Annotated in this window: 10 protein-coding genes; 5 read left to right on the plus strand and 5 right to left on the minus strand. The window is 52.0% G+C overall.

What is annotated here, in order from left to right:
• Window positions 1-11,312, minus strand: an 11,312-nt coding sequence (locus CRP01_RS06315; protein WP_185154551.1) for an SdrD B-like domain-containing protein, incomplete at its 3' end; no start/stop codon positions are given.
• Window positions 11,313-12,176: 864 nt separating this feature from the next.
• On the opposite strand from CRP01_RS06315, the gene CRP01_RS06320 reads away from it, so the two are divergent.
• The gene (locus tag CRP01_RS06320; RefSeq protein ID WP_099149173.1) at window positions 12,177-12,938 is read left to right on the plus strand and encodes a LytR/AlgR family response regulator transcription factor; all 762 of its coding nucleotides are present in this window, start codon (window positions 12,177-12,179) and stop codon (window positions 12,936-12,938) included.
• Between the two features lie 354 nt (window positions 12,939-13,292).
• On the opposite strand, the gene CRP01_RS06325 is transcribed toward CRP01_RS06320, so the two are convergent.
• The 3 genes from CRP01_RS06325 to CRP01_RS06335 all read right to left on the minus strand — a co-directional run bounded on the left by CRP01_RS06325 (window position 13,293) and on the right by CRP01_RS06335 (window position 17,405).
• A complete protein-coding gene (locus tag CRP01_RS06325; RefSeq protein WP_099149174.1) occupies window positions 13,293-14,657 on the minus strand; it encodes a PDZ domain-containing protein in 1,365 nt (454 codons plus the stop codon).
• Window positions 14,658-14,747: 90 nt separating this feature from the next.
• Window positions 14,748-16,931 carry a M56 family metallopeptidase gene (locus tag CRP01_RS06330; RefSeq protein ID WP_099149175.1) on the minus strand — a complete coding sequence of 728 codons (2,184 nt, stop codon included), beginning with the start codon at window positions 16,929-16,931 and terminating at the stop codon, window positions 14,748-14,750.
• A gap of 72 nt (window positions 16,932-17,003) precedes the next feature.
• Entirely contained in the window at window positions 17,004-17,405 is a 402-nt protein-coding gene (locus CRP01_RS06335) for a BlaI/MecI/CopY family transcriptional regulator (RefSeq protein ID WP_099149176.1), read from the minus strand.
• 185 nt (window positions 17,406-17,590) lie between these two features.
• Here CRP01_RS06335 and CRP01_RS06340 point away from each other — a divergent pair, with 185 nt between their 5' ends.
• Window positions 17,591-18,559, plus strand: a complete 969-nt coding sequence (locus tag CRP01_RS06340; protein ID WP_143473290.1) for a hypothetical protein — start codon at window positions 17,591-17,593, stop codon at window positions 18,557-18,559.
• A 56-nt stretch (window positions 18,560-18,615) separates the two neighbouring features.
• Here the strand turns inward: CRP01_RS06340 and CRP01_RS06345 are convergent, their stop codons facing one another.
• Window positions 18,616-20,673, minus strand: a complete 2,058-nt coding sequence (locus CRP01_RS06345; protein ID WP_099149178.1) for a M13 family metallopeptidase — start codon at window positions 20,671-20,673, stop codon at window positions 18,616-18,618.
• Window positions 20,674-20,832: 159 nt separating this feature from the next.
• Between CRP01_RS06345 and CRP01_RS06350 the strand changes: the two genes are divergently transcribed.
• From CRP01_RS06350 to CRP01_RS06360, 3 genes are read left to right on the plus strand one after another with little or no spacing between them, the layout of a single operon-like run.
• Window positions 20,833-22,305: a DUF5687 family protein gene (locus tag CRP01_RS06350; protein ID WP_143473291.1), complete on the plus strand. Its 1,473-nt coding sequence runs from the start codon at window positions 20,833-20,835 to the stop codon at window positions 22,303-22,305.
• A 5-nt stretch (window positions 22,306-22,310) separates the two neighbouring features.
• Window positions 22,311-23,000 (plus strand): ABC transporter ATP-binding protein, encoded by a 690-nt coding sequence (locus CRP01_RS06355; protein ID WP_099149180.1) that lies wholly within the window; start codon window positions 22,311-22,313, stop codon window positions 22,998-23,000.
• Window positions 23,001-23,033: 33 nt separating this feature from the next.
• On the plus strand, window positions 23,034-24,254 hold the full coding sequence (locus tag CRP01_RS06360) for a transglutaminase domain-containing protein (RefSeq protein WP_099149181.1): 1,221 nt from the start codon (window positions 23,034-23,036) through the stop codon (window positions 24,252-24,254).
• The last annotated feature ends 364 nt before the right edge of the window (window positions 24,255-24,618 follow it).

The following is a 24,618-nucleotide window of genomic DNA, read 5'->3' on the forward strand; positions in this document are numbered from 1 at the left end:
AAGCTATAAGATCCATCGGCAGCAGTGGTCGTATTGTCAATCACGTTGCCGTTCTCGTCTTTCAAATTAACGGTCACACCGGCAACGCCCGGTTCGCCCGGATCTTGTACGCCGTCGCCATCCAGGTCTTCCCAGACAAAATCGCCCAGAGAAGCGCCTTGCAGAATACCTGCATCCAAATCCGGATAGTTATCACCGGATTCCAGGGTTACGGTTTCGGTCATACCATTCATTGCCGGATCGGCATCACTGTCCAGGGCTTCGTTTCCACCGGCATTCAGATCGGTGAAGCTAAAGCCGGCCGGCAGATCCGTGAATTGTACGGAATAAGTACCCGGCTCCAGATTGGTGAAGCTATAAGAACCATCGGCAGCAGTGGTCGTATTATCGATCACATTGCCGTTCTCATCTTTCAGATTAACCGTGACGCCGCCAACTCCCGGTTCGCCCGGATCCTGTACGCCGTCACCGTCCAGGTCTTCCCAGACAAAGTCGCCTAAGGAAGCGCCCTGCAGGATACCCGCATCCAGGTCCGGATAGTTATCGCCGGATTCCAGGGTAACCGTTTCGGTCATACCATTCATCGCCGGATCGGCATCACTATCCAGGGCTTCGTCTCCACCCGCATTTAGATCGGTGAAGCTGAAGCCAGCCGGCAGATCCGTGAATTGTACGGAGTAGGTGCCCGGTTCCAGATTAGTGAAGCTATAAGAACCATCGGCAGCAGTGGTCGTATTATCGATTACGTTGCCGTTCTCGTCTTTCAGATTAACCGTCACACCGACAACTCCCGGTTCGCCCGGATCCTGTACGCCGTCGCCGTCCAGGTCTTCCCAGACAAAGTCGCCCAAAGAAGCGCCTTCCAGGATACCCGCGTCTAAATCGGTATTGTTATCACCGGATTCCAGGGTGACCGTTTCGGTCATACCATTCATTGCCGGATCGGCATCGCTGTCCAGGGCCTCGTCTCCACCCGCATTCAAATCGGTGAAGCTGAAACCGGCCGGCAGATCCGTGAATTGTACGGAGTAGGTGCCCGGCTCCAGATTCGTGAAGCTATAGGAACCATCGGCAGCGGTGGTCGTATTATCGATCACGTTGCCGTTCTCATCTTTCAGGTTAACGGTTACGCCGCCAACTCCCGGTTCGCCCGGATCTTGTACGCCGTCGCCGTCCAGATCTTCCCAGACAAAATCGCCCAGAGAAGCGCCTTCGAGGATACCCGCATCTAAGTCGGTATAGTTATCGCCGGATTCCAGCGTAACCGTTTCGGTCATGCCATTCATCGCCGGATCGGCATCACTATCCAGGGCTTCGTCTCCACCCGCATTCAGATCGGTGAAGCTGAAACCAGCCGGCAGATCCGTGAATTGTACGGAATAAGTACCTGGCTCCAGATTGGTGAAGCTATAAGAACCATCGGCCGCAGTGGTCGTATTATCGATCACGTTGCCGTTCTCGTCTTTCAGATTAACCGTCACGCCGCCAACTCCCGGTTCGCCCGGATCCTGTACGCCGTCGCCGTCCAGGTCTTCCCACACAAAATCACCCAGGCTTGCACCTTCGAGGATACCAGCGTCTAAGTCGGTATAGTTATCACCGGATTCAAGGGTGACCGTTTCGGTCATGCCGTTCATCGCCGGATCGGCATCACTATCCAGGGCTTCGTCTCCACCGGCATTCAGATCGGTGAAGCTAAAGCCGGCCGGCAGATCCGTGAATTGCACGGAATAAGTGCCCGGCTCCAGATTTGTGAAGCTATAAGAACCATCGGCCGCAGTGGTCGTATTATCGATCACATTTCCGTTCTCGTCTTTCAGATTAACGGTCACGCCGCCAACTCCCGGCTCGCCCGGATCCTGTACGCCGTCGCCGTTCAGATCTTCCCAGACAAAATCACCCAGGCTCGCACCTTCCAGGATACCCGCGTCTAAATCGGTATAGTTATCGCCGGACTCCAGGGTAACCGTTTCGGTCATACCGTTCATTGCCGGATCAGCATCGCTGTCCAGCGCTTCGTCTCCACCGGCATTCAGATCGGTGAAGCTGAAACCAGCCGGCAGATCCGTGAATTGTACGGAGTACGTACCCGGTTCCAGATTCGTGAAGCTATAGGAACCATCGGCAGCCGTGGTCGTATTATCGATCACGTTGCCGTTCTCGTCTTTCAGATTGACGGTCACGCCGCCAACGCCCGGCTCGCCCGGATCTTGTACGCCGTCGCCATCCAGGTCTTCCCAGACAAAATCACCCAGACTTGCACCTTCGAGGATACCCGCATCTAGGTCCGGATAGTTATCGCCGGATTCCAGGGTGACCGTCTCCGTCATGCCATTCATCGCCGGATCGGCATCACTGTCTAAGGCCTCGTTTCCACCCGCATTAAGATCGGTGAAGCTAAAGCCAGCCGGCAGATCCGTGAATTGTACGGAGTAGGTGCCCGGCTCCAGATTCGTGAAGCTATAGGAACCATCGGCCGCGGTGGTCGTATTGTCGATCACGTTGCCGTTCTCATCTTTCAGATTAACGATCACGCCAGCAACACCCGGTTCTCCCGGATCCTGTACGCCGTCGCCGTCCAGGTCTTCCCAGACAAAGTCGCCCAGAGAAGCACCCTGCAGAATACCCGCATCCAGGTCCGGATAGTTATCACCGGATTCCAGCGTTACCGTTTCGGTCATGCCGTTCATCGCCGGATCAGCATCGCTGTCTAGTGCTTCGTCTCCACCGGCATTCAGATCGGTGAAACTAAAGCCGGCCGGCAGATCCGTAAATTGTACGGAGTAGGTGCCCGGCTCCAGATTAGTGAAGCTATAAGAACCATCGGCAGCAGTCGTCGTATTGTCGATCACGTTGCCGTTCTCGTCTTTCAAATTAACGGTCACACCGGCAACTCCCGGTTCACCCGGATCCTGTATGCCGTCGCCGTCCAGGTCTTCCCAGACAAAATCACCCAGGCTTGCACCTTCGAGGATACCCGCGTCTAAGTCGGTATAGTTATCGCCGGATTCCAGGGTTACGGTCTCCGTCATGCCATTCATCGCCGGATCGGCATCACTGTCCAGGGCTTCGTCTCCACCCGCATTCAGATCGGTGAAGCTGAAGCCAGCCGGCAGGTCGGTAAATTGTACGGAGTAGGTACCCGGCTCCAGATTCGTGAAGCTATAAGAACCATCGGCAGCGGTGGTCGTATTATCGATCACGTTGCCGTTCTCGTCTTTCAGATTGACAGTAACGCCGCCAACTCCCGGTTCGCCCGGATCCTGTACACCGTCGCCATCCAGGTCTTCCCAGACAAAGTCGCCCAGAGAGGCGCCCTGCAGGATACCCGCATCCAGGTCCGGATAGTTATCGCCAGATTCCAGGGTTACGGTCTCCGTCATGCCGTTCATCGCCGGATCGGCATCACTATCCAGGGCTTCGTCTCCACCGGCATTCAGATCGGTGAAGCTGAAGCCAGCCGGCAGATCCGTGAATTGCACGGAGTACGTACCCGGTTCCAAGTTGGTAAAGCTATAAGAACCATCGGCAGCAGTCGTCGTATTATCGATCACGTTGCCGTTCTCGTCTTTCAAATTAACGGTCACACCGGCAACGCCCGGTTCGCCCGGATCCTGTACGCCGTCGCCGTCCAGGTCTTCCCAGACAAAATCACCCAGGCTTGCACCTTCGAGGATTCCGGCGTCTAAGTCAGTATAGTTATTGCCGGATTCCAGGGTTACGGTCTCCGTCATGCCGTTCATTGCCGGATCGGCATCGCTGTCCAGCGCTTCATCTCCACCCGCATTCAGATCGGTGAAACTGAAGCCAGCCGGCAGATCCGTGAATTGTACGGAGTAGGTGCCCGGTTCCAAGTTGGTAAAGCTATAAGAGCCATCGGCAGCAGTGGTCGTATTATCAATCACGTTGCCGTTCTCGTCTTTCAGATTAACCGTGACACCGCCAACGCCCGGTTCGCCCGGATCCTGTACGCCGTCGCCGTCGAGGTCTTCCCAGACAAAGTCGCCCAGAGAAGCGCCTTCCAAGATACCGGCGTCTAAGTCGGTGTAGTTATCACCGGATTCAAGGGTGACCGTCTCCGTCATCCCGTTCATTGCCGGATCAGCATCGCTGTCCAGCGCTTCGTCTCCACCCGCATTCAGATCGGTGAAGCTAAAGCCAGCCGGCAGATCCGTGAATTGTACGGAATAAGTACCCGGCTCCAGGTTGGTGAAGCTATAGGAGCCATCGGCAGCAGTGGTCGTATTATCGATCACGTTGCCGTTTTCGTCTTTCAGATTAACGGTCACACCGGCAACACCCGGTTCGCCCGGATCTTGTACGCCGTCGCCGTCCAGGTCTTCCCAGACAAAGTCGCCCAGAGAAGCGCCTTCGAGGATACCCGCGTCTAAGTCGGTATAGTTATCGCCGGATTCCAGGGTGACCGTTTCGGTCATACCGTTCATTGCCGGATCGGCATCGCTATCCAGCGCTTCGTCTCCACCCACATTCAGATCGGTGAAACTGAAGCCAGCTGGCAGGTCGGTAAATTGTACGGAGTACGTGCCCGGCTCCAGATTCGTGAAGCTATAGGAACCATCGGCAGCCGTGGTCGTATTGTCGATCACGTTGCCGTTCTCGTCTTTCAGATTAACGGTCACGCCGCCAACGCCCGGTTCGCCCGGATCTTGTACGCCGTCGCCGTCCAGGTCTTCCCACACGAAGTCACCCAGAGAAGCGCCTTGCAGAATACCCGCATCCAGGTCCGGGTAGTTATCGCCGGATTCCAGGGTGACCGTTTCGGTCATGCCGTTCATTGCTGGATCGGCATCACTGTCTAAGGCCTCGTCTCCACCCGCATTCAGATCGGTGAAGCTGAAGCCAGCCGGCAAGTCCGTGAACTGTACAGAATACGTACCGGGAATAAGCTCCGTAAAGCTATAGGAGCCATCGGCAGCGGTGGTCGTATTATCGATCACATTGCCATTCTCGTCTTTCAGGTTAACCGTCACGCCGGGAACTCCCGGTTCGCCCGGATCCTGCACACCGTCGCCATCCAGATCTTCCCAAACAAAGTCACCTAAGGAAGCACAGGCATTCCCATCTACCGTAACGGTAGCCGTTGCAGTGGCAACACATCCTTTACTATCGGTAACGGTTACCGAGTATTCCGTGGTAACCTCCGGATCGACCTCAATGGAAGAGGTAACAGCACCGGTACTCCATTCGTAAGTATAGAAAGGAGTGCCCCCGGAAACATCCGGCGTCAGCGTGGTAGTCTGTCCGCTACAGATTGGAGCACCACCATCCAGCACGACTACCGGCGGTTCGAGTACCGTCACGACTACTTCATCCACATCTTCACAGCCTTCACCGCTGGTGACGGTGACGAAGTAGGTAGTGGTGGCCAAGGGGGTAACGGTAATTTCCGCAGTAGTCTCTCCGGTGCTCCATAGATAGGTAGCTCCACCCGTCGCGGTCAGTACAGCCTCTTCCGATGCGCATATTTCTACATCATCACCGGCATCGGCAATTACTTCGTCCACGCTGATGGTCACCTCGTCTACATTAGAACAGCCATCTTTGGTAACCGTCACCGAGTAGGTTGTTTCCTCCAGCGGGCTAACGGTAATCTGGCCGAAATCCAGATTGGCGCCATTCAATTTAATGGTCCCGCTCTGACCATTCGACCAGACATAGGTCGCATTCTGAGGGCCTACCGGATTTCCACCGATCAGGATACTTTCGCCGGCGCAAATGATCGCATCGGGTCCGGCATTGGTTTCGGGTAAAGGCGTAACCGTAACGGTCACCTGGTCAATTCCGAAACAGCCGTTCTGATCGGTGATGGTTACTTCGTAGGTAGTCGTGACCGTTGGGTTGTCCGTGAAGCTTTCGGTATCCTGCCCTGTACTCCAGGCATAGGTGTAGGGACCAACACCTCCGATCACACTCGAACTAATAATCGTGCTTTCTCCGGCGCAAATTTGTAAGAGGGAGGCTGCCGCAGTAACATCGATCGCATTGTCTTCAGCTACGACAACGCTATTTTCCGCCGTACATCCGCTGGCGTCGGTAACCGTCACGGTGTATTCGCCGGCCGCGAGTCCGGAGAGCATATCGCTGGTCTCGCCGTTGCTCCACAGATAGGTGTAGCCCGGCGTACCACCGTTTACTTCAACCGTGGCGGTTGCATTACTCAAACCGCAATCGGCCTGGGTAGTGGTAAATTCTATAACGATCTCATCCGGTTGGGTGATCGTTTTATTCAGAGTAGCCGTACAGCCATTATCGTCCGTGACGGTGACCGTATAATTTCCGGCCGGAACGTTCACCAGATCCTCCGTAACAGCTCCGTTGCTCCAGGCAAAATCGAAAGGAGCCGTACCGTTGCTAACGGTCAGATCGATACTTCCCGTAGCTTCACCGAAGCATTCTACATTGGTGGCGACCGCCGTCAGGGTCGGACCGTCTACATTGCTCAGTTCCACGGTACCCAGATCTACCGGGCAATCTTCGTTGCCCCAGCGAGCGTAGAGATCATAAGTACCTGTGGCCAGGTTGGACACGGTGAAAATGCCTAAGATATCCGTAGTGGTGTACGGATAGGTCAACCCACCGTCCAGACTAAATTGTATATCGGTATAATTGGGATTATTGGCAAAAGTGAAGGTTATGGTACCGTTGATAAGGCCACAAAGCGGATTCGTGGAAGCGACCGTCACATCGGGCGTTTCATTTACGATCACGGTAATAACCGTGGAACCGGTACAGCCGTTTTCATCCGTCAAAGTGGCTGTATAATCTCCGGCAAACTCAGGAGTAATATTATCGGAGATCAATGCATCATTGCCGGTAGCCGAGTACCCATTGGGGCCCGACCAGACTACACTGGAAACCTGCGGGTTGACACTCAGCATCAGGTATTGCCCTTCACAGACCGTTACCGCGCAATCTTCTTCAACTACCCAACCGGTTTCAATAGTATAGCTTTCACAAACCAGATCCGGTCCCTGATTGATGGTTACATTCACCTCATCCGTAGAGGTACAGCCGGAGCAATCCGTAGCCGTCACCGTATAGATACCGGATTGGTTTACGGTGATCGTCATTTGATCACTTGGTCCTACGATCCCGGGGCCGCTCCAGGCATAAGTGATGGTATTGTCGGAAGAACCTACCGTTTCGTAGCGTACATAATCCACCCGGAAGGCACAGTTTCCGTTATCGATCACCCGGATGTAGCGCGCGTTCCCACTCAGTGTATAGCAGTATTCGGAGTAACTGGTGGAAGAGAAGGTTTCGCTAGCCGTGAGATTAGAGAATCCGGTATTGGAGCTGGTGGAAGCCTGAATTTTGGCGTTGGAATAATTGGAAGAGGTATTGGAACAGTGCTCCAATTTCATACTTACGCAGATCTGCGTTCCGGCACTGAGGGTTTGCCCGAGGTCGATGGTCACGTATGAGGTGCCCTCTCCGCTCCGGGTCCATAGTTTAGCCCCGTAGCCCGAACCACAGTAAGCCGCATCGTGCGGATTTTCCACCCAGCCGCCATAATTGGCCAGTACGTGGTTACAATCCGACTCGCCGGAAGTGTTACAGGTTTCCGCTCCCGTTGTACTGGCAATGAGTACCGTTTCATCCCCGTTACAGATCTCGATATCTTCGCCCGCATCAACGATCAGATCACAGTTCTGAATGGTGAAGTCAACGGTTCTGGAATCGCAGGAAATACCGCCGGCATTATCTGCACTGAAGATCTCGGCCTTGATGGTGTAATCCCCATCAGCCAGGTTCAGGGCATTATTGTCTCCCCGATAGCGATAAGGATCGGCATTTTCGATATGGGTATCGGTAGCGGCGCCGCTCAACATGAAGCGTACACTGGCTACTTCTCCGTTGACCACCGCCTGAATATTGAAATTGGTCGGCAGGTTGCTCGGCGTATAGACCTTCCCGTCAATGAGTTCTTCAAATACAACTCCATTGTCAAGATCAAAAATGGCCAACTGCAGGATCTGACCGGTTCTCACTTCTACATGAGACTGGGCGATCGCCTTACAATTTTGGTTATCCGTTACCGTGACACTGTAATCCATATCCGCATTCGCGGTAATTTCAATAGAAGGAGTAGTCGCACCGGTTGACCATAAATAGGACAAAGCGCCGGTTCCGCCCGAAACGGTTGGCGTCAGGGTAACCAGGTCACCTTCGCAGACTTCCAGATCGGATAAGGAAGCTGCCAGATCGCAGCTTACACAACCTTCATTCGAAGAAACGACTACCGCACCAACCCCAAAGGAATCTCCTCCGGGGTAAGGGGAACAAACCGTAACTTCTACATTGGTACCAGTTCCCGGCACGTTCGCCAGGGTCATTTCGTACAGCGCTGCTTCGGAGCCGGCGTTAGCGGTGCTGAACACCTGCGAATCACTCGCCAGTACCTGATTAGAATTGTTTTTTACTTTTACCGAAACACTTACGGTCCGGCTGTTATCTTTTTCGTGGATGGGTACGCTGACCTTGATGTCCCGGGCAACATCACCGCCACCAATCTGGAGCATTTCGGTAATACAATCATCGGCCGAGCTGCCCCGGTACAATTCCTGATTTAAAGGCTGAAATGCCGAGGAACCGTTATCGGAAACCCGTTCGATGTAAAGCGCAATACTGGAAGCAGCGCAACCGCTCAGGCCATCCAGACAGATCTGAGATACGGTGCCGGAGAATTCCGCCCGGTAGATACGCTCCATGGTAGAGCTTCCGGTAACCTGGTTGACATTAGTCCCCTGCACGGTTTTTGAATCGGAACCGTCGGCAGTCATGGTAATAAAGGTCGGATAACCGCTGGTACAATCGGATTCCTCGATCCACACTTCCGCCAGTACCCGGAGCATTCCGGAAGTATTATTAATCGTCACACAGTTCGTTGTGCTGTTGATCAGGCCCGCTGCCTGCACGTCTATTACCTTGCCGCTACCACAATCATTGAAAATAGGGTTATTAAAATCTTCGCAACCGTCCAGATTGGAACCGATCGTTGCGGTACCCAGGTGCAACGGGCATTCATCATTTCCCCAGCGGGTCCAAACGGCGTAATCGCCGGGAGTCAGATTATCGACAGTGAAGGAGCCATCTATATCCGATACATTGTAGGGATAAGTACTACCACCGTCCAGACTGAATTCAATCTTAGTGCGATCCGGATTATCGGGAAAGGAAAAAGTAATGGAACCAAAGCTATCATTACAGTTGGCATCCGTGGTACTTACCGTCACATCCGGAAGCGCTTCTACATTCACACTGATCACCGTGGAGGCCGTACAACCGTTCCCATCCGTCAGGGTAGCCGTATAATCACCGGACGCAGCCGTAGTGATACTGCCCGAGATCAGCGCATCATTTCCGATAACGGAGAAGCCGTTGGGTCCGGACCAAACTACATTGGAAATATTCGGGTTTACACTCAGTTTTAAATACTCTCCTTCGCAGATATCTACGTGGCAGTCATCCTCGATCACCCAACCGTAGTCCTTGGTGTAGCTTTCGCAAACCAGCGTCGGTTGCGCATTGATGGTCACCTGCACCTGATCGGTCGACTGGCAGCCGTAGCAGTCCGTTGCCGTTACGGAATAGGTGCCTGATTGGTTAACGGTGATTGAAGATGCATTAGAACCACTAACGATGCCGGGGCCGGACCAGGCGTAGGTAACGCCATTGGTAGTAGCCCCCTGCGTGATGAAGCGTACATAATCCACCCGGAAGGCACATTGCCCATTGTCGATCACTCTGACGTAACGCGTGTCGCTTCCGAGCGTATAGCAGTATTCGCTGTAGCTGGTAGATGAAAAACCTACATTGCTGGCAACATTCACGAAGCTGCCGCTGGCCGAAGCGGACTGGATCTTGGCACTGGAAGAACCCGAAGTAGTATTCGAACAGTGCTCCAGCCTCATATTCACACAGATCTCCGTGCCGGCAGCTACCTCTTTTTCGAAATCGATGGTCACAAAAGAAGTACCCTGGCCACTGCGGGTCCAGAGTTTAGCGCCAGCCCCGGAGCCGCAATAAGCCGCATCCGATGGATTCTCTACGTATCCACCGTAAGTCTCCAGGGAGTGATTACAGTCCGATTCTCCCGGTGCGGCACAGGTTTCCGCTCCACTCACGTTGGCGGTCAGCACCGCTTCGTCCTGATTACAGATCTCTACATCAGATCCCGCATCCACTACAATGGAGGAAGAAATATCGTACTGTAAGATAAATACATTGGAAATGTGAAACTCCCAGGCGTTGCCGGTCTGGTAGGAATGCACCCGGTACGAGAACTGGTTATCGGAAGAGGAAATGATCCCGTTCAGATCGTAACGATCAATATCCAGATTGTAATTGGAGGTACCGTCGAAGGAGTTGTATCCGGCCAGGCGGTTATCCCCCATGTAGGTACCGTTGATGTAGGTGTACTCTCCCTTGTAGTTATCTCCTTCCCAGGTGATGGCCGTCAATTCATAGTTTTCGCTGCAATCGGCAATATTCGGACTACAGAAATCATCGTACTGATCAAAATTCGATCCGTTGCCCCACACCCCGTTGAAGGTATCGTACACCGTGATGCTTCTTTCCGGCTCGCCGCCGTTCTCATACACCACCACCATGGCCCATCCGCCGTAAGCACTGTAGGAGGCACAAACCATTCCCTGGTTGTACCAGTACAGGCTACTCACCGAGTAATTGCCCGAGCCGGAAACCAGATTGGTTACATTGGCATAAGCACCGTAGTAATCCTGATACTGTCCACCGTTGACGATCGTCTCCGTCCAGGTCTTGTTCGCATTTACGGTAGTGCCGTTGAGCGTTACCGACTGGTCTACATAGATGCCGTTGTTGTAATAGGTACTGCCCGACCAATACAGATAAGCCGCCGAGATCGTCGACCCGGCGGGAATATTCAGGTACCGGCTGGTGGTATTGGAAGCAACTCCACAGTTGGAGGCTTCCCCGGCATTTTCGGTATTCCCGATGGCGGAGTAGCCGTAGTGCCCGGTAAAGTTGGAGACCTGACCGACACAGTTCCCGGTCAGCACATTGGCTTCCCGGAAGATCATCGACTGAGCATCTCCCCCGTATCCGGCGGAACGACTGCCCGGGATCAGAATAACCCCTTCGTCCATTTCGGAGGAGAGCTCGGAAGCCCCGGGATCATTCTCAGCATAAGAGAAATTGGAAGTTAATAGTCCGGCAAAGAAGAGAACGCCATAAAGCGCGAAGCGCAATGGGTGTTTAAGAGACAGACTATTGGTTAGAACGTTGGTAGTAGAGTGTACCTGGTGCATATAGCGTAAGATTATTGTCAGTGTTGTACCTATTTAGCCTACTTTCTATTGTAAATACCACAAACGGGTGCAGCCTCTCCGGCAGACAACGATACCGTTGACGCCTGAGAGCAAAGCTCGTCAGTAGAAGACACAGCAATCTAGTGGCAACCAATAACCGATTGATTACCAAATAGTAATGTGTTTTGCGGAGGTGGGTTAATCAGGAACTTACTTTCCCTGGCAGGCTTTTTTAAATTGATCAGTAATCAGATCACTGACCGGAAAAGCAGTTGAAAAGGAAAAAGCTCGTTCATAGTGTTCGTTACCCAAAAAAATTAAGTGTGTTGTTTACTCTATAGTAATTGTCGCTGATAAGGGGGGAGCAATCAGCAATTTTGAAGCCAATCGGTATAATCGATTGACGTACTTTATCGGCTTGTTTAAATTATATTGTAACTCTTTTGAGGGTAGCAAGATCTGATGCAAAAACATCTTTGCTACTGTAAGGGGGGATATGTGTTACGGGCAAATATAAGATAAACATTTTTTTCCATTTGTTTTTTTCTTGATTTTATCGCCATTTGTGACATAGAAAAAAATCAACTTTTTACTACTCAAAAGGAAATTATATCATCAGTTTTAATATTAAATATATTTAAATTCAAATGATGCTATATATCAACTTATTAAAAATTATATATCACCATATATGAAATGAACATTCAATTAAAACTGTATTTTATTTTTTATGTGACATTTTTTCGTAAACTTTTTTTCTTATTAAATTTACCTTTTCGGTCTTACTGGAGAAAATTTCGGTTCGATCGGTACGGTTAAAGTATTGCTTTCGGTATTTTTCCCCTGGTTTTCCAAATCACAAAAATGCAAATTCTGATCATAGAAGACGAGCAGCCGGCGGCCAAGCAACTGGCAAAACTGATCCAGAAAATCAGGCCCCAGGCTCAACTACTTTCTGCGCTGGACAGCATCGAATCTTCGGTTGATTTTTTACGATCCGGAACGGCTCCGCCCGACCTTATTTTTATGGATATCCAATTGGCTGACGGTCTCAGTTTTGACATTTTCAACGCTGTAGAAGTGCAGACGCCGGTCATTTTCACCACGGCTTTTGACCAGTATACGCTCCGTGCATTTAAGGTCAACAGTATCGACTATCTCCTGAAACCCATCGATCCCGAAGAGCTCTCGGCGGCCCTGGATAAGTACGAAAACATCTACCAGCAGGCCCCTGCTCTTTCACCGGCCATACTGCATCAGCTAAAAAATGCCCTCACCGAACCGGACTATAAGGAGCGTTTTCTGATCAAAGTCGGCCAGCAACTGATCTACCTGCGTACCGCCGACGTGCGTTATTTCTTTTCGGAAGAAAGCCTGGTCTACGCCATAACGAACGAGAACAAAAAACATCTGGTAGATTTTTCACTGGACCAACTCGAACAGGTACTTTCACCCCGCGATTTTTTCCGGATCAATCGCAAGATCATCCTCCATCTGGAGGCGATCCACCGCATTCATACTTATTTTAATGGAAGGCTGAAACTGGATATCCTGCCCCGGCAGGATCTGGAAGCTATTGTGAGCCGCGACCGGGTGCCCGATTTCAAACAATGGCTGGATAGGTAGGCAGGAGGAGGCCAAAAAATAATGCCAGGAGTACGGTTTCTAGGGAAGAACATTAATTGTTAATGATCGATAACCAGAAGTGACTGGATTTTCACCGCAAAGGCGCTAAGTCGCAAAGATTTAGGGCTGTCTTCTTTGAAAAATTTGCATTGCAAATTTTCTAAAGTCCTTCTCAAACAGGCCCGTGCCGGGAGCGGTCTTCACAGTTGAGAACGCCAAGATTTGTGATCTTGCCTGAGGCAAGATCACAAAAACTTAGCGGCTTGGCGCCTTTGCGGTGAATCCAAGCTTTAATTAATTTTCAATGTTCAGCACTACATACTGTACTCCAGGCATTAATTAACAGGTCCGTTCTTACTTCAGAATAATCTGTTCGGTATAAACTTTATCGGCCTGTTCGATGGTGAGGATGAACGAGCCGGCGGGCAGATCCGTCAGATCAATACGCTGATCGTAAGCGCCGTCAAACTGATTCAGTCTTTCGCGGTACATTTGCTTCCCGTTGAGGTCGCTGATCTTGATCTCGGTCGGAAGGGCATCCGCCTGGAAACGCAGTTGGAGATTGCCGTCCGTAGGGTTCGGGAATAGTTTATAGTTCCGTAGGTCCAGGTCTCTTTTGAGTTCCACTTCGGGCAGATCCTCTTCGAAGAACGTTGCTTCTCCTTCCTGAGCATCTTCGCTTGAATCGCCGCGGGTGATCACAACGATCTTGTGCCGCTGGTGCAGTTTGGCGCCATCTCCGTCTTCCGTGCGGAAAAAGAAGGCATTCCCTTCCTTGTCGCCATTTTCAATGATTCTTTCGATGATCACGTTTTGGCCCATTCCTGCCTGACGTTCCTGCAGGGTCGCTTCCGCGGTATTCAGCTGGCCGTCGCGCTCGTAGCTCAGGTTTACTTTCTGGCCGATCTCGGCGTCCTTCATGAAGTCCACCAGATCATTGAAATCCTCCAACTGCCGGCCGTCAATAGCTTTCAGGATGTCTCCTTCTTTCAGTCCCGCTTCGGCGGCAGCACTGCCCTCGATGACTTCACCGATCCGCACTCCGTCCACGTCTTCTTCTTCACCGGAAGTGTCGACGGTCTGGGTTTCTCCGTTTTCATCAACGACAACGGTTACTTTGCTTTCCACGGCGCTGGTCACGCCCAGGAAGGGACCTCCCTCGTCATCGATGCTGTTCCACTCAAAGTTTCCGGTATCATCGCCGCGGTAGAAGAAGATGTTCTCGCCATCCAGTTCATTTTCGCCGGATTCGTGGATGAAGATGCCGTCGGCTTCCAGCTTTTCGCGTACATCCGCCGGGATCTCTCCCTCTCCTTTCCATACAAAGGTCTTCGCTTCGCCGTTCAGCGGCATCACTTTTACATTCACGTGTTTTTCACCATTGATCGTTTCGATCTGGACATCCACATTCTGCTCTACTTCCACTCCGTCTACATCCGGATTGACGATCACTTTGATCTGTTTTTCGCCATCTCCTTCGATCTCTTTCACGATCACTTTGCCATCCTGGCCGTCCAGACGGATCTCGTGTAATTCTTCTCCGTCGGTCACGATCCGCTCGGTTTTAATTTCGCCATCCTTCGCCTTTTTGATGATGATGACTTTTTTGGGAGATTCCTCCTTTTGCTTGTCCTGCTTTTGCTGGCCGTAGCTAAAATTGGCGACCAATAGAAAGCTAAGCACCAGGCTTCCGAGCGTAATTAGTCTAAAAGATCTCATATGGTAAATGCTTTTTTATTTGAAATATACTCCAATATAAGGTGAATTAAATAATTCCGATTGTTCGGTTGCGGGCAGCCGTGGCCGCGCCTATTCCAGTTGTTGACCGGTCGTCTGCCAGTTGAAGAAATACATCGCATCCTCGTCCAGCGGCTGATCGAGCGACTCCTGCAACAGACGCAGGTATTTCTTGTGGGTGGCCGGGGATTGCTCCTTTCCATTGATCAGCAGGCGATCACCGGAGATCTCCACCCGATTGCCTTTTTTCGGGTCCAGCAGTCGTTCGGAATACATACTCTTTTCCAGCTCTTTCTGCCAGTTGTTATGGAGGCTTTGCTGGTGGACAGCCGCCCGCCGGTAAAAGGTATTGGGCGCTTCTTCCCGGAACTGAAAGCCGTTGGCAACGACTACCTCGCTGGTGCCCGGCGTCTCCACATCGGCCATTACCTCAATGACCACATTTTCTCCGGGCTCGGGAACGATGTCATTTTCGTGGATCCGTACCACTACTACCTCATCTTCCAGTAGCACGTTTTGATCCTGGGAAACCCATACGGAAGCGCTGGCTTTTTCATCACCGGCCGACCGCCATACATAGTGGGATGCATTCCCTTCCTTTTCGGTATTGCCCTGGTCTGTCCGGTAGAAGAACATGGAAGTCCCTCCTTCTCCCTTCACCGGTTTTTCCAGTTTGATCCGTTGCACCGGAGCCGGTGGTGCCGGCGGAGCGGGTGGCGCTGGTGGGCTCACAGATGCGCCAGCAGGTGTGGGCGGAGTGGGTGGAGCCGGCACGGGTATATCTCCTTCACGTACCGGGCTGACCGGGGCCGGTGGCGCCGGAGGTGCGGGCGGAGCCGGAACCGCTACGGGGGCCGGGGCCGGCACGGGAGGCGATGGTGGCGGCGGTACATCATCCAGGAGTTCCTGTACTACATCGTAGTAGTTGGCCAGATCTTTTTCGGGGATCTGTTTTCCGTCAATGGACAGTTCCTGGATCTTATTATTCTTGATCCTTACGTCGTAGGCCTTTCCCCCTTTGGTCATTTGCAGATGGGTCGTTCCCCGGGGAATGGTATCCAGCTTCAGTTCAACAATTCTGTGGGTGCCCTCAGCGATCACATTTACGTGATCTTCCTCCGTCAGGTGAAGTTCCAGAATAGGCTCCGTTTCGTCGGATAGCAGCTCTACATGAATTTTGGCCTCCGCTGCGGTGGCCTTCGTTTGGGTGTCCGCTGTCGGTTCTTCCGGCAGGCCGGCGCTCAGTAGCGTAAAGGACAGCGTGATTAATAACAGGCAGGTGATTACTAGTTTTTCCATCAGGTCTGATTTATCTTTTGGTTGTTTCAAGATACGCCGTACCCGATTCAGCAATTCCGGTTTGGATCTCACAAAGGTCATCGCCAGACCGATGCCCGGTCTTCGGCTCAACTCCTGCAGGGCCACCAGGGCACGGACGTAGGATAAAGAGTCTCCACATACTTCCAGTGCCATGTCGTCGCAGCAGTGCTCACGTTCGGTCCGGATCTGGGCGGAAAGCCACCAGACGGCCGGATTGAAATAGAACAGCACTTCCACTAACGAACGGATGAGATTCAACAGATAATCGTGCCGCCTGATGTGCGCCAGTTCGTGGGCCAGGATCGCTTCTACCTGTTGGGGGCTTAACGCGTTCAAAGCTCCAATCGGTAAAAGGATGGCCGGTTTCATCCAGCCGATCACCATGGGGACCTTCACCAGAGCGGATTCGAGTAGCTGCACCGGCCGGTTCAGGCCCAGCTGGCGGCTAATCGCTTTCACTTTGGCCTCCCACTCAGCGGACATCGGCTGTACTTTGTACGAGCGGAGGTGCTGGAGGAAGATCAGGCCTCCCAGGAATCGGAGCAGGAAAATAACCATGCCCATAGCCCAAAGGCTGACGATCAGGGGAAGATGGCGGTTGAAATATTCATCGAGTATATGAAGGTAAGACTCCAGGAGTGAGGGCGAAGACAGTGTTGCCACTTCGCCCTCAGGAGTCAGTCGGGTCATTGTTGCCAGAGCTGTGCTGTCCTCCGGATGGTAATAGGTAAAAAAGGTGATCACCGCACAGATGATGATGGAAAACCACCCCAGATGAGCTACCCAGTATCGTCGCCCTGCCGGCTGTTGCGGCATGCGGTAGAGCAGTACGCCCACGATCAGCGCGATCACGGCGGCCTGCCAGAAGGAATGCAGGACCGTCCAGCCAAGGGCATTGATCCATTCTCCGGGTAAAGCGTATTCGATCAGATTCATATTTTTATTTTTTACAGCGAGTGGGATCCTGCAGGGCGGTGCCGGATTTCCGGTAATACTCCGCAAACTGCATTACTCCTGTTCGTCTTCCATTTTTTGGATCAATGCTTTAATGGCAGCGAGTTCTTCCTGCGAAGCATCGTGATTGCCGAGTGCCTGCATGACCAGATCCATGGCAGATCCCCGAAAGGTGGTGTTTACAAATTTATCCAGCAGACGCTGGCGGGTTTCCTCTTCGGAAATAAGCGCCCGGTACACATGCGTCCGCTGACTGGTATCCCTGGCCAGCAGGTGTTTTTCCAGCATCAGCTGCATGAGTTTGAGGGTAGTGGTATACCCGATCTCGCGCCCGTCGCCCACCTCTTGGTTCAGTTCGTCGTTGATGAACCGCACCGTACTCGGACCGTTCGCCCAGAGCACCTGTAGTATCGCTAATTCCCCTTCGGTGGGGCGGGAAAATGAAGATCCTGACATGTTTAAAATTTAATTACGAATTGTTTCGTATTACAAACGTAGGTTTAATTTTTCAGACAAGCAAGTTTTAATACGAATTATTTCGTAATTAAATCGGAGCTTGTATTTTATTATTAGATTTGCCGGACAAACAGCAGAGGGAAAATTTTTCCTACCTTTATTCCTTTCCCCAAAAAAAGCAAAACATGCGTGCACTAAAAATGCTTCTCGTTTACCTTTCGATCTCCCTGCTTGCTGCCTGCGGAGGCGAAACTTCCGGCGATACGGTTAACGGTGACGACCCAAACGGATCGGATACCACCGGCATGACCGACACCAACGTGCCCTCCATGGAACTTCCCGCCAGCCACGATTGCACCATTAGCAATGAAGTGCTGGATGGAAATCAGTTATGGGTAAGGGAAGCCAATACGCTTATTGCCATCACGGCGGATTCCACCACATTTGATGATAATTTCGGCGCCAGTCACCGGGTACTGGAAATTTACAATACGGAAACCTGCGAACAAGTTGCCCGGGAGGTACTCCCGGTCAATGTCAGTCCGGATTTCCCCTATTTCCTGGCCGAGATCACCTATAATAACGAAAGTGACCTCGTAGGCATACGCGGTGCCCGCACCATATATATATACGATGTGGGTAACCAACGCCTGCTCCCGCCGCTGGAGCCGCAATACCTGAGTGCGCGGGCGTCCGAGGACGCTCAGAGCGGTAATATTCTCCGTTTGGAAGTGTGGGAAAATTATCTGATCGGATTTGCCGAAGACGAAGGCACCTTTGCCTTTGATCTGGATAATGCGGATGCTCCCGCGGCCATTCTGCCCATCGCCGAATTCAAAACCACCGAAACGGAATACGTTCCTTTATTCGCTTTTTCATCCAGCGACGGTAAGGTGCAGCTAACGCTACCTGCCTACAACCGCAATACGGAGGAGTATTCCATCAATGCCCTCTACCCTACTCCGCAGGACATTAATACGACGATTGCCGCCAACGCCCGGAATAATCGCTTTATTGTACTGCGTAAAACCGACGCGAACCGCTCGGCCGTCGCCATCGATATGCTCAACCGGGAATTGCTCAATCTACCGGCAGATGTAGCTACCCAGCCCACCCAGCAGGTATTGCAGTGGGCCCGGGGACGGAATCAATAAGGTATTCGTCAGCCGGTATTCGATCGGAATACCGGCTGACGATCAACCTACCTCACCTACCAGATCTTCACCCGCAGGCTGTCCGGCCGGAAAAGCGGATCTCCATCCTCGATATCAAAAGCCTCGTAAAAAGCCGTCATGTTCGACACCGGCCCGATCGCCCGGTACATACCCGGTGAATGCGGATTGGTATTGATCAGCGTCTTCAGGGCATCATCGCGATATTTCCCGCGCCAGATGGTGCCCCAGGAAATAAAGAAGCGTTGTTCCGGTGTGAAGCCATCGATCAGACCGGGATCTCCGTGTTCTTCCAGGTGGCGCTGCAGACCGTCGTAAGCGACGTTCAGTCCACCCAGATCACCGATATTTTCCCCCAGCGTAAAGGCGCCGTTGACATTCACGCCTTCCAGCGGTTCGTAGCCGCTGTATTGATCGACCAGCTTTTTGGCCCGGGCTTCAAAATTAGCGCGGTCCTCGTCGGTCCACCAGTTCTTCAGGTTACCTTCGGCGTCAAACCGGCTTCCCTGGTCGTCAAACCCGTGGGAGATCTCATGCCCGATCACGGCCCCTACCCCACCGTAGTTGACGGCGGCATCAGCTTTATAATTGTAGAAGGGCGGCTGCAGTATGGCGGCCGGAAATACAATTTCATTAAATAGCGGATTGTAATAAGCGTTGACGATCTGGGGCGACATAAACCACTCGCTCTTATCTACGGGTTTCCCGATCTTGGCCAGATCCCGCTCCCAGTTCCAGCGCGTTGCGTTGATCATATTCCCCAGGTAGGAACCGCCTTCCGCCACACTCTGGATGTTGAGGTCCGAATAATCTTTCCATTCATCCGGATAGGCGATCTTAACTTTGAAAGTACTCAGCTTTTCCAGGGCTTTTTCCTTCGTCGTTTCGCTCATCCAGTCCAGTTGCTTGATGCGTTCGCCGAAAGCGATCTTGATATTTTCGACCATTTCCTCTGCGGCCTGTTTGGCTTCCGGCGGAAAGTAAGCATCTACGTACAGTTTACCGATGGCTTCTCCGATCACCCCGTTGGCATTGTCGAGTACCCGTTCGGAGCGGTCACGCATTTGTTCCGTACCGCTCAGTTCCTTACCGTAAAAATCGAAATTGGCCTGGTCGATCTCCGTCGACAGATAAGGAGCCGCCTCTTTGAATTCCGTCCATTTTACGTAATCCTTCAGCGTTTCCACATCGGTATCGGTCATGACCTTACTCAGGGCATTAAAGTAATCCAGGTCCGAAACGATGATGGTATCCACCGATCCGGCACCGATACCTTCCAGGTAGGCATGCCAGTCGAAAGCCGGGCTCAGTTCGGCGATCTGATCGATGGAGCGCGGATTATTGCTTCGCAGAGGATTTCGACTTTCCTCCTTGGTCATCCGGGCTTCCGCCAACTGGTATTCCAATTCGTAGATCTGCTCTGCCGCCCGGGCGGCCTTATCGGCATCATAGTCCAGGAATTGTAACATCCGCGCTACGTGATCGCGATATTTTTGCTGCAGCGCTTTGGATTCATCATCGCTTTTCATATAGTATTCCCGTTCGGGTAGTCCGAGGCTGCCGGCCCCCAGATAGGCCGCATTGCGGCTGCTGTTGTTGAGGTCCGAGAAGATGCCCATCCCAAACAGCGCATTGTGCTGCAGCGGAGCGGAAGCGATAAGGTAGGCAGAAAGATCCTCCTTATTTTTGATGGCATCGATCTGTTCCAGTTCGGAGCGTAGCGGCTCGATGCCCAGACCGTCCAGATGGGTCGTGTCCATGGCCGTCTGATAAAAATCAGCAGCTTTGGCCTGATCGGAACCCGGCGAGTAAGTATCTCCGGTCATGGCTCCCTTCAGTACGGTGAGGACCTGGTCGCTGGTCGCTTTCCGCAATTCGTTGAAGCTGCCCCAGCTCCCCCGGTCGGCCGGGATCTCGGTCGTTTCCAGCCATTGCCCGTTCACGAACTTAAAGAAATCCTGGGCGGGACTGACGGTCGTATCCATGTAGCTGATCTGCAGACCCGGAGTGGCCACTGCCTCCTCCGTGGGCGTCTCCGGCTGGCAGGCAGCCAGGAGTAAGATCGCGCCTAAAAACCATAAAGCTTGTTTGAACATAAACTAAAGATTGAGTGAAATATTGATGTCTCAAGATAAACACTAAATTAGCAGATTCGCGCTACGCGCGGTCGACCAAACCCTTACTTCCGTAGAAAATGCAGTCGCATTGAACGGTTTTGCTTTATTTTGAGCAAGCTGTTTCGCAATCATCTGCTTATGTTTAGAAAATTACTTTCACTGGATATCCTTTCAAGGATCCGCTCTCCATTCTGGCAAAAAAGTATCGGCATCAATGTTGTGCTGATCCTGCTGGCGCTTTACCTAATGCTGAATTTTCTGGCATTGGGTTTCTTCCTGGATAAATTTTTGATGCATTTTTATCCCGATGCGGACCCCATACAGGTGTTCAACCGCTTTTTCCTGTACTATCTGGTATACGACCTGATCATGCGTTTCTTTATGCAGAATATGCCGGTCACGTCCGTAAAATCCTTTATGCTCCTGCCGATCCGGCGGTCCCGGCTCGTTTATTACCTGCTGGCCAAGTCGTTTCCCAATTTTTTCAACCTGCTGCCCTTTTTATTCCTGGTGCCCTTTATGTTTAAGGCAGTCATTCCCAGTCTGGGTCTAGCCGCCTGGGCCTGGCTGGCGCTCTGCGGGTTGCTGGTCTTCATCAATCATTGCCTGGCCATCCTGCTGAAGCGATCATTCATGATCCGTCCGCTGGCGGCGATCGGACTTGTGGTGGGGATCCTGACGATCGCCTGGTTCGATTTTCAGGGCGTTTTACCCTTTTCGGAATCTTTTGGCCGCTGGATGGACTGGACCGCCCGGAATACCTGGGGGCTGTTATTGCCTCTGTCGGTATTCGTGACCCTGGTTTATCTTTTATACCGCCTGTTCTACAGCAATATCTATCTGGATAAACTCATTCGCAGCGACAAAGAGGAGGCCAGTAATTCGGGAAGCCTTGACTGGCTGGGCCGCTTCGGCAAGATCGGCCGGCTGATCCAACTCGACCTGCAGCTTATCCGTCGCAACAAACGCCCGCGGGTAATGGCGACCATGAGTATTTTTTTCCTTTTGTATCCTCTGATCGTTCTACAGGACGGCCTGGAGAACAAGATGGGGATCGCCATTTTTGTCAGTGTATTCACTACGGGATTGTTCATGATCAATTACGGACAGTTCATGCTGGCCTGGGAAAGCAGTTTTTTTGACTACCTACGCGTCCGCCAGATATCGATCAAGGAATACTTTGAAAGTAAATTCTACCTGTTCGGGCTATCCACCACCATCGTGCTGATCCTGAGTATGCTCTACGCCTTTGTGTATCCCATATTGCCACTTTTCTTTGTGGCCGGGGCACTTTTCAACATGGGCGTGTCCACCTTTATCCTGATGTTCACCTCTACTTATAATGTGCGCAAGATCGATCTGGGTAAAGGGGCATTTATGAACTGGGAAGGTGTAGGCGCCTCCCAATTTCTGCTGATCCTTCCGATCATGGTGCTCCCGATGCTGATCTACTGGCTGTTTAGCTTATGGGCCGGGATGTACGGCGGCCTGGCGGCCATTTCTATTTTGGGCATCATTGGGATACTGCTAAAGGACCCGATCCTCGATGCCCTGGCCCGACAGTTCGAGCGCAGAAAATACATTATGACCAGCAGCTTTAAAAAAGATTAAATCGAATGATACAGATCCATAATTTGAGTAAGGCCTACGGTGGCCACATCGTTTTACAGGTACCCGAGCTGGAGATCCCTACCGGGCAGAGTTTCGGCCTGGTCGGCAATAACGGTGCGGGTAAGACCACGCTGTTCAGTTTGTTGCTCGACCTGATACAACCCTACCAGGGAGAAGTAAGGATCAATGATATCCGGGTGAACGAGTCTTCCGAATGGAAAGACTTTACCGGTGCCTTTCTGGACGAAAGTTTCCTGATCGGTTTCCAGACGCCGGAAGAATATTTTGAATTTACCGGCAGCCTTTTCGGTCTCAACCGCAGCGATGTTTTTCAATTTTTGGAGCGCTTCGAAGTCCTGTTCAACGGAGAGATCCTCGGCAAACGCAAGTACATCCGGGACCTGTCCAAAGGAAACCAGAAAAAAGTGGGGATCGCCGCCGCACTGCTCGGCTCACCCGAACTGGTGGTGCTGGATGAGCCCTTTGCCAATCTGGACCCTACCTCCCAGATCCGGCTCAAGCAATTGATCCGCGAACTGGACGATCAGAAAACCGTACTCATCTCCAGTCACGACCTGATGCACGTCACGGAGGTCTGTGAGCGCATCGTTGTCCTGGAAAAAGGCGAGGTGATCAAAGATATTTTCACTCAGGAAGACACCTTGCAGGAACTGGAAGCCTATTTTTCCGTATAACAGGCTTTCCGGTATTGATAAAACTAAACAGCCATGTTCAAATTCCTGAAACGACTCTTCATGTTGTCACTGATCCTGATCATCTGTATTGGGATCTGGGGCCACCAGCAGGGACTGACCGTAGCCGATTACCAAGACTTTATTGCCGACTTCTACGAAAAGTACCTCAGGGAAGGATCGTCTTCCCAGGAGGAAGAAACGCAGGAAATCGGGGAGCAGCAAGAAACAGCGCCCCGGAATGGGGATAGACCCGCCCCGGAATCTTCCGAATCCCTCCTCTCTCCGCCCCGCAATCCATTTCAACAAATAGATCGCCACGCCAGGAATTCTCCCCCGGCGGTGGAAACAACCGTAAGCACACTGGCCGCTTACCTCGAAGAAAAGACCACGACCGAGCTGGATAAAGCGCGCTCGATTTACGTCTGGCTGACGGAAAATATCCGTTATGATGACGATGCTTATAACTCCAACACCTACGGTGATTACAGCGCCGAAAAAGTCCTTCGGTCCAGGCAGGCGGTATGTGAGGGATACAGTAATCTATTCCTGGCGCTCGGCCGGGAAATGGATCTCGAGATCGAAAAGATAACCGGCTATGCCAAGGGCTACGGGTATAAAGCCGGCACCCGGTTCAAAGTGGCCAACCACGCCTGGAACGCCGTAAAGATAGCTGGAGAATGGAGAATTTTTGACGCCACCTGGGGCACCGGGAACGGCTCGAACGTTCGCGGACGACTCGTCAGCAAGAAAGAATTCGACGATTACTGGTTCAATGTCGATCCCTATCAGGCCATTTTTAATCACTTCCCCGAAGACCCTCAGTTCAGTTTTGTCCAGCCGGTGATCACCCTGGCTCAATACGAACGCCTGCCGTACCTGACGGCAGCCTATTTCAAACTCGGTTTCGACGGTGCAGCCATTTACCGGAAAGCGATTGTGGACCAGCAACTGCAATTCCCGGAAGTCTATTCTACCAAAACTTTTGTCAAAGTCCATTCGGCTCCCGAATACAAACTCCTGCCCCGGGACCAGACGATCGAATTTGACCTCTTCGTCCCGGAAGGGCTCAAGGTAGCGGCAATCGATGCGGCAAAAAACTGGAAATTCTTCGAAAGGAAAAACGGACGTTTCCGGCTGAATTATGTCCCACAGAAAAGAGGAGAGGTCAAAATCGGGGTGCAGCACAAAAACAGTGGAAAATCCTTCGAAACGGTCTTGGTCTATCAGGTGGTCAACCGGCAGCAGAATTTCTGACGCACCGCCCATCACCACGGCTCTTTACAATCACCTTGAAATCAAAAAATTAAACATAAAAATTTATCTACCCGGTAAATACTCCTGTTTACCGGGCCCTACAGTCTGACCGTTTTCCATCCTCCCAACTCCCGATCCCGGCCGGATCACCGGGACCAAAATCTTCCTTTTGGTGTCATTTTCCTTCCAATTTTGCTTAGCCGTTTTTTGCCCAACCCCTATAATTGCGCCGCTCGTCTGAATAGACGGGCAATTGGGGCTCTATTGACGGTGACCCATTTTGGGTTGCCGTCGCTTAGTTCTGCTTTTAGATGAAAGGTCTAAAGGAGCCCCCCCTCCGCAGTGGGCCCCAATAACTTCAGTA

Source organism: Flavilitoribacter nigricans DSM 23189 = NBRC 102662, from assembly GCF_002646595.1.
Classification (GTDB): domain Bacteria; phylum Bacteroidota; class Bacteroidia; order Chitinophagales; family Saprospiraceae; genus Flavilitoribacter; species Flavilitoribacter nigricans.